Consider the following 13,256-nt stretch of genomic DNA (forward strand, 5'->3'; position numbering starts at 1 on the left):
TCGCGGACCGTGACGCGCACTTCCGGCGCGCCCTCTCCCGAGGCGACCTGGCTCAGCGAGACGATCACCCTCCCGCCGGACGCGCCATATTTGAGGGCATTCTCGATCAAGTTCTCGAACAGCCGCAGCAGTTCCTCGCGATCGCCCGCAATCGCGACCGGCGTCTCCGGCAGATTGATCTCGATCGCGACCTGGCGTTCCCTGGCGAGATTGCGAAGCGGATTGTTCGCTGTTAGCCTGTAAATATGCGCGTGATGGCCCGGTTGTTTCCGTTGCTGTTGATAGTCGCCGCACTCACTCTGCCGGTGGCCGCACGGGCTAGCGTGTCAACTGAGGCCCGCATTGAAGCGTCAGCCAGTTTCGTAAAACCTGCCGGTCGTCCGAACCCCAAGCACATGGTGGCACCTTGCCATGAGTGCTGGATGAAGGCCTGCGGCTCATATGCTGCTTGCGGCCTTTGCTGCGGTGCGGCGAGTGCCATCCTCCCCTTTGCGAGCGTGCTTGGATTGATAGGTCCGCGAGTGATAGCTCCCTCGCCGATTCCGGACATTCGAGATCACCACGGCCCTCCGGACCCGTATCCTCCCAGACCCACCGCCTTCAGCTGAGGTGGCCGCAGTCGCGGCTGCCTCGCACTGTGCCGTCACGTGCCTGATTTCGAGCGTGTGACGGCAACCGGCATAGAGCGACCCGTCAGAGGTCCTCAATCTTCCCGGTCTGCTGACGACGGGGATCCTCAAAGCGCAGTCGCTTGGATCGGCGGGTAGCCGAAACTGCCATCGTTTTTGGAGGCATTGCGCTGCCTAATTTTCGGGGAGGGGACCATGATGCAGGCTACGCAAATTTTCATGGCCGTCGGAAGTTGGGCGCTTCTGGCAACCGCTACGCTAGTCATCGCGACCACCGGCCCGCAAAGCGCCGTCGATTCCCAATCAGTCCCTCGCACCGGAAAGGAGGCACCTCAGGTCACCAACGTTGATCTCCGTCATATTGTCGATGCGCGGTTGCCGCCCTACGCAGCAGTCGGGAAATTCAAGGGCACGATGGGCTGCACGGCCGCCATCGTTCTCCATCCAAGGATCATCGTCACAGCAGCTCACTGCGTCACTCAAAGAGATGGCTCGATCAAGCAGTCCAACTTGTCTTTTCGGTTAGGCTATCAGGCGGAAACCGCGCTTGGCGATTTTCAAGCGACCGTATGGACCATCGGATCGATACAAAGCTTCAGGCGACAATCGGTCCACGACGCCTCGCAAGATTGGGCGATTCTCGTTCTTGATCGGGCCGCGGTGGGCGTCCACCCCTTTCTCTTGAGCTTTTACTCGGTTGCAAGCCTGAAGTCGCTCGAGCAGCAAATCCGAATGCCGAGTTACTCAAACGATATCGGCGACGCCGAGGTTCTCAGCGTCGATCCGGCGTGCACCGTTCGTGACCTCGTTTGGGACGCACTCATTCACGACTGCAAGGCACGGTATGGCTCATCTGGAGCTCCCTTGCTGGTACGAGATGGACCTTGGTACGCAATGGTCGGCATCCATACTGGCTCAATGTTCGCCAGTGACGAAGATGGCCACGTCGCGAAATTTATTGGAAATCGGGCCATCGCTGCCTCGATGTTCGCGGACGCGGTGGTTGCACTCTCCCGACGCCTGGATGCCGAGCCGTACCTGACGTCGGCTCGGCTGCATACTGATAGACCGTATGAAGCTGAAACGCCGCCAATTCGAAAGTGAAGAAATGACAAGCGACCAACTGGTCAACTTACCCAGGGCGCGCACCTCCGCGAGCGTCCATCTGCCCGATACCGCACCGATTATGCTGGAGCACGCCACAGTCACGATCCCGTGAGCCGAGGGCTCAGAGATGGAACAGGCATTCTGATACATGTCCTATCGGCCTAGCTTTCGGCCCAGCCAATCGCTATTTTGATTGTATGTCGGAGAAGGTCCGCCGCGTCATGACGCTGTTGCTGGCCATCACGTTTATCGTGGGGCTGGCGCCTCATGGCCTGCGCGCCGCGGATGCGGACGTGAAGATGGTCATGGCTGCCGCCACCGACATGCCGATGTCAGGCGAGTGCGATGGTTGCGGCGATGATCAGAAGGCAATGACGGCAGCCGCATGCTCCGCCTACTGCGGCAGTTTTGCCGCCTTGCCCTTGATCGGAACGTTGTTTGAGCCGTCATCGGCCGAAACGGTGGGAGATTTGCCCGGACCAACTTCCGCCGGACATACAATTCCACCCGATCCCTACCCTCCCAGGCCTGCCATCCTGAGTTGAGGCACGTCGCCGGCCCGGCGATGTGATCCTCTCGCGCGTGACGCTGATAGCGTCGCAAGCGTATCGAACGCACGTAGGCTTTATGGCCACGTGCCGCGGATCAACGCACAGGATCGGTTTTCGCAATGCACTCTCATTCGGGTCCGTCGATCAATCGCCGCGCACTCCTCATTGGCGGCACCGCGCTCGCCGCATCGGCCTCATTGGTGCGCGCCGGACGTGCTGCACCGGCAGAACCGAACGTGATCGAGCTCACCGCAGCGGCCGGCCGGGTACCGATCGTTGGCGCGCCTTACCCGCGTACGGATGTCTGGTGCTATGGGGATCGCGTCCCCGGCCCAGAAATCCGGGTGCGCCAGGGCGAGCGCATTCGCGTCATCGTCCGAAACGATCTGCCGGAAGAGACGACCGTCCATTGGCACGGCATCCGTGTGCCGAATTCCATGGACGGCGTTCCTGGTCTCACGCAGCCGCCGATCAAACCCGGCGAGAGCTTCACATACGAATTCACGCCGCCCGATGCCGGGACGTTCTGGTACCACCCGCATGCTGACAGTCTGCGGCAACTCGGGCGGGGTATGGCGGGTGCCTTCATCGTCGAGGAGCCGACGGCGGTATCCGTTGATCGCGACCTTGTCTGGATGCTGTCGGACTGGCGCCTGACATCGGAAGCGCAAATTGCAGCCGGCTTCGGCAACGCGATGGAGGCGGCGATGTCCGGCCGCGTCGGCAACACGGTAACTGTCAATGGGGCCGTGCCAGACGAAGTGCCGATGCGCGCGGGCGAGCGCATACGCCTGCGTCTCGTGAACACCTCGCTCGCACGGATCATGTCGCTCCGTTTCGAGGGTCACCGTCCGGTGATCGTGGCGATCGACGGCCAGCCCTGCGATCCCCACGAGCCCGAACGCGGCCGTATCCTGCTTGGTCCAGCCATGCGCGTCGATCTCGTGATCGACATGCAAGGCGAACCGGGACGGCGCTACCGGGTCATCGACGATTTTTACGAGGGGCTTTCCTACTGGCTCGCAAAGTTCGTCTACGAAGACAAGCCGCCACTCCGCGCGCATCATCTCGAACCTTCGCCTTCCCTTCCGCGCAATCCTTTGCCGGAACCGGATTTGGCCGCTGCCGAGCGCCACGAATTGCGATTGCAAGGCGGCATGATGGGCGGCGGCATGATGGGAATGGGCGGCATGCAAGGCATGTCGCACGGGGCGAGCTGGGCCATCAATGGCACATCCATGACCGGCGACGGCCACGCGAACATGCCACCACTGCTGACGCTCCGGCTTGGCCGAAGCTACGTGCTGACTATCCGCAATGAAACGGCTTGGTGGCATCCGATGCACCTGCACGGCTACAGCTTTCGGGTGTTGACCCGCAATGGGACGGCGGTTCCGCATCGGCGATGGGCCGACACCGTTCTCGTACCGCCAAGGGATACTGTCGAGGTCGCCTTCGTGGCCGACAATCCCGGCGACTGGATGATGCACTGCCACGTCACCAACCATCAGGTGTCCGGGATGATGACGGTGCTGCGCGTTGCGTGAACACTCCACGCTGCGAAGGAGAATGAAATGAACATAAGAAGTTTCTGGCTTGGCGCCACACTCGCGACGCTGGTGCTGCCACTGCCGGCATTCGCCGAGCCGATCCAGGCGATGTTGTACAAGAACCCGCAATGCAGTTGCTGCGAGGGATATGCTGCATACCTTCGGCGGTACGGCTTCACGGTCGACGTGAAGCCAACCAACGATCTCGCCGAGATCAGCAGCAAAGCCGGCGTGCCCGAAAAATTCCAGGGCTGCCACACCATGTTCGTCGATGGCTACGTGATCGACGGACATGTCCCGGTGAACACGATCCGGAAGCTGCTGTCGGAGCGGCCGGCAATCGCCGGAATCACCCTTCCCGGCATGCCGTGGGGATCCCCAGGCATGACCGGCTTCAAACACGGGCCCTTCACGATTTACGCGGTCACCAAGGATGGCGCGCTGCCAAAGGTCTACGACACGGAATGAGGAAAGAGATGCTGGTCATCGGATCCCTTCAGCCACGAGCGAAATGACATGAACTCCCAGAGGACATTTCAACTCTCGATGATCAGGAGCCTGTGACAGCAATGAACGGCGTCGGTCGCATCGCACTACGTTCGGTCGCCCGATTCACCGCAGCGGCCGCGGTCGCCTTACTGGCCCAACACGTAGCGGCACAGGATGTGCGGAAGAACTTTGTCATGCATCCGGCACCGAAGGCGGTGCCGGCGATCACGTTCGAAGATGAAGCCGGAGCCAGTCAGAGCCTTGCCGAGTTCACGGGGAAGGTTGTCGTCCTCAACATCTGGGCGACCTGGTGCGTGCCCTGCCGGCGCGAAATGCCGGCTCTCGATCGTCTGCAGTCGATCTTGGGCAGCGATGATTTCGCGGTGGTGCCCATTTCGATCGATCGCGGCGGAATCGACGCGATAAAGAAATTCTATACTGAAGTCGAGATCAAGAATCTCCCGATCTACCTCGATGTGTCTGGCCAGACCGTCCGGCGGCTCGATGCGGTCGGACTGCCGACCACGCTGATCCTCGATCGCAACGGACAAGAGATTGGTCGCGTCATCGGGCCGGACGAATGGGACGCGCCTGAGATAACGGAATTCCTGAAGTCGATCATCGCAGGGAAAGTCGATTCAATCGAGCGGGTTGCCCACAACGACGATCGTCACGAATCAACGCCGGGACTGCTTGCGCGCGGCCTTAGATGGCTGAAGGCACTCGTCGCCAAATGAAGGGAGAAAGCTCATGCCGAAGCTCAGCACTACACTCGCACTCGCTGCCGCAATCGTTGCGGCGACAATCGCCGCGCAGACGCTTCACGCGCAGGACAGCTCGACGAGCCGTCACCGCATGATGGACGGCGATCCTGCTCGAGGCACGATGGGCGTCACGAAGATGATGCGCCAGATGAGCGGGATGATGGATCACTGCAGCAGCATGATGCACAACCGCAGCACTGGTCGGCCTAATGATCAGTGGCGCAGGCGCGCACCAACAGCGCCGGATAACGAGAACTGAACTGGCGCTCCCGGTGTTTCAGCGGGCGCGTTCAAAATGGAGGCTGAAATGCAAATCCCGTTGGTCCTAACTCTTGCGGTCGCTTTGGCAACGGTTGCCTCGGCTGTCTCGGCACATTCCCTGAAGGAACTCGAGGGCATGCTGGGCGATCGGGAGAAGTATTTCCAGGCCGTCGACAAAGCAGCGCCCGAATTCACCCTTCAGGATGCGGAGGGGCGAACGACCAGCCTCGCGGATTTCCGCGGCAAGGTAGTCGTCCTAAATTTCATTTACGCCAGCTGTCCTGACATATGCCCGTTGCACGCCGACCGGATCGCCGAGATCCAGGGCCTGATCAATCAGTCGCCGATGAAAACGCAGGTCCAGTTCATCAGCATCACTACGGACCCGAGCAAGGATACGTCAGACGTTCTCCGCCACTACGGCCAGGCTCACAGGCTCGATTCCGCGAACTGGCTCTTTCTGACTACCAGATATGATCAGTTGGAGGATGCCACACGCAACCTCGCGGAGCGGTTCGGCCATCGGTTCGACAAGACGCCGGAGGGCTATCAAATCCACAGCATCGTGACGCATGTCATCGACAACCAGGGTCGCTGGCGAGCCAATTTCCACGGCTTGAAGTTCGAGCCAACCAATCTCGTCGTGTTCGTCAACGCCTTGGTCAATGACGCTGAGAAGCCGCACGGCCATGTCTCGCCCAGCCTGTGGGAAAAGGTCAAGAAGTTGTTCGGATCCTGATCGCGCGCCCCAAACATGTGCGCAACGCCTCACTCACCCTGCGCTTGCAAACGCTAGGTGATACCAGGGGGTGACAGGATTAAGGCATCGGAAGGGCCGGGCTCTAACTTACCGCCGGGGGTTTCGCCGGGGGAAAACAGGCGGTGAAGGTGGCGCCGTTTTTCGGCACGCTTTCGATCAGCAGCCGGCCGCGATGGCGGTTAAGAATATGTTTCACCAAGGATAAGCCGAGCCCGGTTCCGCCCTGCGCGCGGCTGTCGCCGACATCGACCCGGTAGAAGCGTTCGGTCAGCCGCGGCAGATGCTCGGGCGCAATGCCCGGGCCNAAATCGCGGACCGTGACGCGCACTTCCGGCGCGCCCTCTCCCGAGGCGACCTGGCTCAGCGAGACGATCACCCTCCCGCCGGACGCGCCATATTTGAGAGCGTTCTCGATCAGGTTCTCGAACAGCCGCAGCAGTTCCTCGCGATCACCCGCAATCGCGACCGGCGTCTCCGGCAGATCGATCTCGATCGCGACCTGGCGTTCCCCGGCCAGCGGCTCCAGCCCGTCGGCGACCTGACGAATGATCGGCACGATATCGACACAAGCTTCCGGGCGGACATGCGCCGACAGCTCGACCCGCGACAGCGACAGCAGGTCGTCGATCAGCCGCGCCATCCGCGTTGCCTGCGTATGCATAATGGAGAGAAAGCGCTCGCGCGCCTTGGCATCATCCTTGGCCGGGCCCTGCAGGGTATCGATGAAACCCGACAAGGCGGCGAGCGGCGTGCGCAGCTCATGGCTGGCATTGGCGACAAAGTCGGCGCGCATTTCCTCGACCCGCCGCAGCGGCGTCTGGTCGTGGAAGGTCATCAGCATGCATCGTTCGGTGCCGCCGAACAGCGTCGGCACCGGCACCGGCGTGATCATCAGTTCCATCCAGCGGTCGACCGGCACCTGGTCGAGATAGTTGGCGCGGCGCGGCTCGCTGGTCGCGATCGCCTCGCGCAATGCGGTGATGATCTCGGGAGAGCGCAGCGCGAACTGGGCGAGTTCGTTCTTGCGCAGCGCTGGCGCGAGCTGGGCGGCCGCCGCATTGAGATGGATGACGCGGCCGGCGCGGTCGAGCAGCACCGCCGGGTCCGGCATGCCAGCAACGACCGCGCTGACGGCCGCAGATTCAACCGGACTGACGGCGCGGACATCCTCGCGGGAACCGGCGGTATCATGCAGCCGCCACGGCACCAGCGCTGCGGCGGCGATGCAGATGAAGACCGCTACCGCACGCGCCAGCGAGAGATCCGCCAGCAGCACCAGCGCGCACAGCGCCAGCCCGGCGGCCAACAGGATGATGGCCGAATGCCGCAACCGGTCCGGCCACGGTGCAAAGAAGGAGGAGGAGTTCGAATCGTCTATCGCCATGGACGCACGCTTTCCTTCCGCTATTCGCGAGGCGCCCGCCACATCATCAGGCGCCGGTGTCTCCACGCTCGCGCACATAGACGGGGGCCTCATGCCTTGGCTCGGGGTCGGCGGCAGGCGCCAAATGGCGCAGGCGCTTCGATCGCGCGCCGATGATAATCTCCCGAAGCGTCAGCAAGATTACAGATATGACAAAAGGGCCGATATAATAGAGGACGCGGAACAGCAGCATGCCGGCGAGCAGGTCCTCCCGGTCCATCTGCCAGAGGCCGACCAGCATGGCGGCATCGAACACCCCGAGCCCACCTGGCGAGTGGCTGGCGAACCCCAACAGCGTGGCCGAGACGAAGATGACCGCGACGACGATAAAGCCGATATCGGGCTCGTCCGGCACCAGCATGTACATCGCCAGCGCACAGAACCCGAGATCGACGATGCCGATGGCGATCTGCAGCAGCGTCAGCGGGCCGCCCGGCAGGGTGACCGTCCACGGTCCGCGGCCGACCCCGCGCGGCTGGGCCCAGACCCAGGCGACATAGCCGACCAGGGCGATGATGATTCCGAAGGCCGCAATGCGGTTGAGCCAGGCCGGCAGTTGATCGATCGAGGCAGCGGCTTCCGGGTGGTAGGCGATGCCCAGTCCCAATACCGCGGCATTGCCGAGCCAGAAGGTGAGCCCGGCCAGGAAACAGATCTTGGCGACGTCGATCGCGTTCAACCCCCAGGCCGAATAAATCCGGTAGCGCACCGCGCCGCCGGTGAAGACGCTGGCGCCGACATTGTGCCCGATCGAATAGGAGGTGAAGGCGGCCAGCGCGTTGATGCGGTAGGGTATGTGGTGCTGGCCGATGGCGTGGACGGCGAACCAGTCATAGAAGGTCAGCGTGAAATAGCCTGCCGCCACGAACAGGGCCGCCAGCGCGATCCGGCGCGGCTCGGTGCCCTTGATGGCGTCGATCACCTCATTGGTGTCGATGCCGCGGAGCATGTGATAGAGCACGTAGCACGCAACGGCGATGACCGTGATGCTGATAAGGACCCCGAGCTTATGCAGGACCTGTTTCTGGCGCAGAAACGAAGTTGCCCTGCGTATTGCTTCCAGCATCTACACCTCGAATTGCGCTTCTGCGACGACGGCAATGGCGCGAACCCCGCCGCCGCTACGCGGCTCCCTTGCCCCTCTGGTAGCGCGTTTTGGGCCGGAGTGGAATTCGCCTGACGACAATAAAACGCGCTTCTTCAACATATTAGCCGTAGTTGATGACGGCGGTAGCACAGTTTCGCTGCATTCCCGCCGCCCGATGGGGATTCTGGACCATAGCCGGGCCTGGTCAACAACCCGTGACAGTGACGGAGGAAAAGCTGGCCGGCTCATGATGCAGTCAAGCCGGCGGCGCACTGCGCGAGACCACCCAGTCGCGCAACCATGACCCGACCGCGCAGCCGCAGAGGTAGAGCGCGAACATGATCAGGCCGAGATCGAGCCAGTAGCCGAAACGGCCGGGCACGACGCGGGCGAGCGCGGCTGCGACCAGCGCCGCGACCAAAGCCGAGAGCGCCCACCGCCATTTCCGCGAGATGCCTTCGCCGTGCTGAACCACCGATATCCAGCCCATGCCGAAGCCGAGCAGTACTGATGCCAAGAGCCAGCCCCAGTAGAATGTGGTCAGATAGGCCATGCTCACTTCACCACGAAATCGATGCGGCGGTTCTGCGCCTTGCCCTGGTCGGTCTCGTTGCGCGCAATCGGCTGCGTCGAGCCATAGCCGACCGCGCTGAACCGGTTGGCGGGTAATCCCGCTTTGACCAGGTAGTCGGCGACCGCCTGCGCACGCTTCTCGGACAGCGCCTGGTTGGACGCCTCGTCGCCGTCGGTATCGGTATGTCCCGCGATCTCGATATTGGCGGTCGGACAGCGCAACGCGGTTTCGATCAGGCGATCGAGCAGACCGGCGGAATCGGCGACGATGTCGGCCTTGCCGGATTCGAAGCGGATCCGGGCCTTGCCGAGCAGCTCAGTAAATAATTGCTGGCAGACCGTCGCATCCACCGGCGCCGCGGCCGGCTTGACCGAGATTTCCGGCTTGAACTGCCAGCCCTGCGGAAAGTCCTTGCCGAGGCCGGCGCGGATCTGACTGGCGGCGGTTTCATAGAGCGCATCGCCCGACAGCTTCACCTCGCGGTCGGAGACGACGAGCGTACCGGTCGACAGCCGCGACAGCGCGCCGAGCGCGGGTACCACCGCGTTGGCGAAGCCTGCGGGCGCGCCGATGCTCGTCTTGAGGTTATCGACGACTTTTTCGCTGAAGAACTTGCGCCCTGCCGCCGCCACCAGCGCGGCGTGGACGTTGTTGTCGGGCACGTTGCCGGTCAGCGTCAGCGTTACCGCGACGGGATCCTTGTAGGCCTGGAATATGTAGGGCGGTGCCTTGACCTCGTTGGCTGCGACCGAAAAACCCTCGGGAAGATTTTTCAGCGCGGCGGCGATGGCTTCCCGGCCGCCGAGTTCGCGTGCCATGCCGGACAGGCTGACCGTGGTGTCCGACAGCGTGATCTTGCCGTCCTTCAGCTTGCCGATCTGGTCGAGCAGCAACAGCGCGGCATTGTCGAAACGCGGCGACGCCCCGCGCGCAAGATTCGTCCGGTCGACTACTTCGACGCCGCCGAGGCTGGCGCGAGCCGCTTCCATCAGCCGGCCCTTGCTCGCCGGCAGGGGCGAGCTGCCCGATAGCGTTACCCGGACGACGTCGCGTTCAGCCGACCAGACGAACGGCTTGGCTTCGGGGACGAGCCGGGTTGCGTCGTTAACCAAACGTACGCCGGGCACCGCTTCGACCGAAGCCACTGCACTCTGCCGGCCGCCTTCCGAGAACGCGTCTGCTGCCAGGGTCACGTCGCGGCCCTCAACCGAGATCCGCCGCTTATCGAGGATGGTGCCCTTGAGTGCCGCTGCAGAACGCTGCGCCAGGTCGATTTCCAGCGGTTCAGTGCTCGTCCACGCCGCGATAGCCCAACAGACCACCAGCGGAATGACACCCGGCCACCATTTGCTACTCCACTTGAAAAGTCCGCGCATTCGAGTTCCCGCCGGGTCCGGAACGGAGAGAAAACAAACCCTTGCGGGGCTGTCAAACCCGAAATGTCGCAGGCGCGAAAGGAGACGGAAATCGGTCCGGCTAACTGTTTCTTCAGCCGTCTGTCGCTAGTTTCGTCCCCGTAATTAACCGGGCAGCCCGCATCTCGATGAAACTGCTTCGCAACACCGTCATTCGCGCCGGGCTGGAAGCGCTGTACTTCTCTGGAGCGCACCACCTGCTGCGACCAATCTTCGCAGGCGTCGGCATCATTTTCATGCTGCACCACGTCCGTCCGCGCCGCGACGACGAGTTTCAGCCCAATCATCATCTCGAGGTCGAGCCGGAGTTCTTGCGCGCGATACTCGAGCATCTTCGCGCGCTCGACGTCGACATCGTCACCATGGACGAGGTGCATCAGCGACTCCAGAAGCGGAATTTCGCGCGGCGCTTTGCTTGCTTTACCCTCGACGACGGCTATCGCGACAACCGCGATTACGCTTTGCCGGTGATGCGTGAGTTTGACGCGCCCCTCACCGTTTACGTCACGAGCGATTTCGCCGAAGGCACCGGAAGGTTGTGGTGGGTCGCGCTCGAAAGGGCGATCGCCAAGACTCCCTCGATCGAAGTCCCGATCGGCGGCACAGCAACCCGCCTCGATACCTCGACGCCGGCAGCCAAGCAGGCCGCCTTCGACCGCGTGCACGACTGGCTGCGCCGACTGCCGGGCGAACACGACCTGCAGCGCGAAATCTCCGCGCTATGCACGCGCCATGACGTCGACGAGTCTCTCATCGCCCGCGATCTCTGTATGTCCTGGGAGGAATTGAAGGCGTTCGCGGACGATTCCTTGGTGACGATCGGCGCGCATACGATCACGCATTGCAATCTGACGCGGCTGAGCGAAGACACCGCTTGGCTCGAACTGACCGAAAGCCGCGCGCGGATCGAGGCTAAGTTGCAGCGGCCGGTGCTTCATCTCGCCTATCCCTATGGCGACCGGATCGCCGCGGGCCAGCGCGAATTCGCCCTGGCGAAAGCGGCGGGATTCAAGACGGCAGTCACGACGCGGCCCGGCATGATCTTCGCCGAAAGCGCAGACCACATGACCGCGCTGCAGCGGGTCTCGCTGAACGGCAACTACCAGGACGAACGGATCATCCCCGTCCTGACCTCCGGGGCCGCCACTGCGATGTGGAACGGTTTTCGCCGCATCGACGCGGCGTAGTCCTTACTTCCCTTCCCCTTGTGGAAGAAGGTGGATCGCTGGCGCGAAGCGGCAGCGAGACGGATGAGGGGTTCTTTCCGCGGAGAGAACCCCTCATCCGGCGCTTCGCGCCACCTTCTCCCACAAGGGGAGAAGGAAGGACGCACCTTCCTTGACTCGCCCTGCTCCCACGCCCAAAACCTCCGGCAAAGCAAATGGAGGAACGCAATGTTCAAGGATCTGTTCTCGCTTCAAGGCCGCATCGCGCTGGTGACGGGCGGTTCGCGCGGCATTGGCAAGATGATCGCGGCCGGCTTTCTCGCGCAGGGCGCGGCGAAGGTTTACATCACTGCGCGCAAGGCAGGTCCCTGCGAGGCGACCGCCAAAGAGCTCACCGCCGCCTATGACGGCGAATGCATCGCGCTGCCGATCGACATCTCAACCGTCGAAGGCTGCGAAAGGCTGGCATCCGAAATCATCAAGCTGGAGCCGAAGCTCGACATCCTCGTCAACAATGCGGGCGCGGCGTGGGGCGCGGAATTCGACGAATTCCCGGAAAGCGGCTGGGACAAGGTGATGAACCTCAACGTCAAGTCGCTGTTCTTCCTGACCAAGGCGCTGGCGAAACCGCTGCGTGCGGCGGCCTCGCCCGATCGTCCCACCAAGGTGATCAACATCGCCTCCATCGACGGCATCTTCGTCAACCCGACGGAGACCTATTCCTATGCGGCAAGCAAGGCGGCGGTGATCCATCTGACGCGGCGCATGGCGGCCAAGCTGATCAAGGACAATATCAACGTCACCGCGATTGCGCCGGGCGCCTTCAAGTCCGACATGAACCGCGCCGCGCGCGACCACGCCGATGAAGTGGCAAAGCGCGTTCCGGCGCGGCGTGTCGGCACCGACGAGGATATGGCGGGTGTAGCGATCTATCTCGCCTCGCGCGCGGGAGATTATGTCGTCGGCAATACGATCGCAGTGGACGGCGGCGTTGTGTATGCGACGGCGGGAAGCGAGATCGCGGGGTAACGCCGCGGCGGCAGCGTGCTCCCTCGCCCCGCTCTTCGCGGGGAGAGGGTTGGGGTGAGGGGCTCCTCCGCGAGTTGCGATCTATCGATGGACCTGTACCCCCTCACCCGGACTGCTTCGCAGTCCGACCTCTCCCCGCAAGCGGGGCGAGGTTAGGAGCCGCCATCACTCGTATTCGACATCAGCCTTCGGCGCGTTGGGCAACTCACGCTCCAGCGCCTCGCGGTAGCGCAAGCACCCGCGCAGAAATTTCGGCCAGGGCGGGACGGCGACGTCGGGCGTGACCCGCTCGGGCAAGAGGCCCCAGAGATCAGGATGGTGCCAGCACAGATCGTGACCGGTGCTGTCGCGGTGCGCGCGGATGCCTGCTCTGAGGCGCTTCACCTCCGCGACCAGTTGGTCGCGGCTTAGTTGTTCGAGGTCGCGGTCGGGGTCCATGTTACTGCTCCCC

General features: G+C 62.8%; 14 protein-coding genes and 1 pseudogene. 9 read left to right on the top strand and 6 right to left on the bottom strand.

The genetic code is table 11. The features are described 5' to 3' along the window. A pseudogene (locus tag YUO_RS48420) lies at window positions 1-218 on the bottom strand (two-component sensor histidine kinase); the annotation flags it as partial. A gap of 606 nt (window positions 219-824) precedes the next feature. Here YUO_RS48420 and YUO_RS0138365 point away from each other — a divergent pair. The 7 genes from YUO_RS0138365 to YUO_RS43470 all read left to right on the top strand — a co-directional run bounded on the left by YUO_RS0138365 (window position 825) and on the right by YUO_RS43470 (window position 6,090). Then, on the top strand, window positions 825-1,733 hold the full coding sequence (locus YUO_RS0138365) for a trypsin-like serine peptidase (RefSeq protein ID WP_028351840.1): 909 nt from the start codon (window positions 825-827) through the stop codon (window positions 1,731-1,733). 224 nt (window positions 1,734-1,957) lie between these two features. Further along, window positions 1,958-2,281, top strand: a complete 324-nt coding sequence (locus YUO_RS0138370) for a hypothetical protein (protein ID WP_156908962.1) — start codon at window positions 1,958-1,960, stop codon at window positions 2,279-2,281. 125 nt (window positions 2,282-2,406) lie between these two features. Then, window positions 2,407-3,834, top strand: coding sequence for a multicopper oxidase family protein (locus tag YUO_RS0138375; protein WP_028351842.1), 1,428 nt, complete (start codon window positions 2,407-2,409; stop codon window positions 3,832-3,834). A 27-nt stretch (window positions 3,835-3,861) separates the two neighbouring features. After that, window positions 3,862-4,305: a DUF411 domain-containing protein gene (locus YUO_RS0138380; protein WP_028351843.1), complete on the top strand. Its 444-nt coding sequence runs from the start codon at window positions 3,862-3,864 to the stop codon at window positions 4,303-4,305. Between the two features lie 215 nt (window positions 4,306-4,520). Beyond that, window positions 4,521-5,063 (top strand): TlpA family protein disulfide reductase, encoded by a 543-nt coding sequence (locus YUO_RS43465; RefSeq protein WP_235782970.1) that lies wholly within the window; start codon window positions 4,521-4,523, stop codon window positions 5,061-5,063. Between the two features lie 13 nt (window positions 5,064-5,076). After that, entirely contained in the window at window positions 5,077-5,349 is a 273-nt protein-coding gene (locus tag YUO_RS0138390) for a hypothetical protein (protein WP_028351844.1), read from the top strand. A gap of 48 nt (window positions 5,350-5,397) precedes the next feature. Continuing rightward, on the top strand, window positions 5,398-6,090 hold the full coding sequence (locus YUO_RS43470) for an SCO family protein (protein WP_035728678.1): 693 nt from the start codon (window positions 5,398-5,400) through the stop codon (window positions 6,088-6,090). 103 nt (window positions 6,091-6,193) lie between these two features. Here YUO_RS43470 and YUO_RS0138400 read toward each other — a convergent pair whose 3' ends face one another. The 4 genes from YUO_RS0138400 to YUO_RS0138415 all read right to left on the bottom strand — a co-directional run bounded on the left by YUO_RS0138400 (window position 6,194) and on the right by YUO_RS0138415 (window position 10,571). Beyond that, window positions 6,194-7,495, bottom strand: coding sequence for an ATP-binding protein (locus YUO_RS0138400; RefSeq protein WP_028351845.1), 1,302 nt, complete (start codon window positions 7,493-7,495; stop codon window positions 6,194-6,196). A 46-nt stretch (window positions 7,496-7,541) separates the two neighbouring features. Then, a complete protein-coding gene (locus YUO_RS0138405) occupies window positions 7,542-8,600 on the bottom strand; it encodes a lysylphosphatidylglycerol synthase domain-containing protein (protein WP_028351846.1) in 1,059 nt (352 codons plus the stop codon). A 277-nt stretch (window positions 8,601-8,877) separates the two neighbouring features. Then, a complete protein-coding gene (locus YUO_RS0138410; protein WP_028351847.1) occupies window positions 8,878-9,174 on the bottom strand; it encodes a hypothetical protein in 297 nt (98 codons plus the stop codon). A 2-nt stretch (window positions 9,175-9,176) separates the two neighbouring features. Further along, window positions 9,177-10,571, bottom strand: a complete 1,395-nt coding sequence (locus YUO_RS0138415; protein WP_028351848.1) for an OmpA family protein — start codon at window positions 10,569-10,571, stop codon at window positions 9,177-9,179. A 167-nt stretch (window positions 10,572-10,738) separates the two neighbouring features. On the opposite strand from YUO_RS0138415, the gene YUO_RS0138420 reads away from it, so the two are divergent. Then, window positions 10,739-11,797: a polysaccharide deacetylase family protein gene (locus tag YUO_RS0138420; RefSeq protein ID WP_028351849.1), complete on the top strand. Its 1,059-nt coding sequence runs from the start codon at window positions 10,739-10,741 to the stop codon at window positions 11,795-11,797. A gap of 207 nt (window positions 11,798-12,004) precedes the next feature. Next, a complete protein-coding gene (locus YUO_RS0138425) occupies window positions 12,005-12,805 on the top strand; it encodes an SDR family oxidoreductase (RefSeq protein ID WP_028351850.1) in 801 nt (266 codons plus the stop codon). Window positions 12,806-12,970: 165 nt separating this feature from the next. Here the strand turns inward: YUO_RS0138425 and YUO_RS0138430 are convergent, their stop codons facing one another. Then, entirely contained in the window at window positions 12,971-13,243 is a 273-nt protein-coding gene (locus tag YUO_RS0138430; protein WP_028351851.1) for a hypothetical protein, read from the bottom strand. Window positions 13,244-13,256: the final 13 nt, after the last annotated feature.

The organism is Bradyrhizobium murdochi, assembly GCF_000472965.1.
Taxonomy (GTDB): Bacteria; Pseudomonadota; Alphaproteobacteria; order Rhizobiales; family Xanthobacteraceae; genus Bradyrhizobium; species Bradyrhizobium murdochi.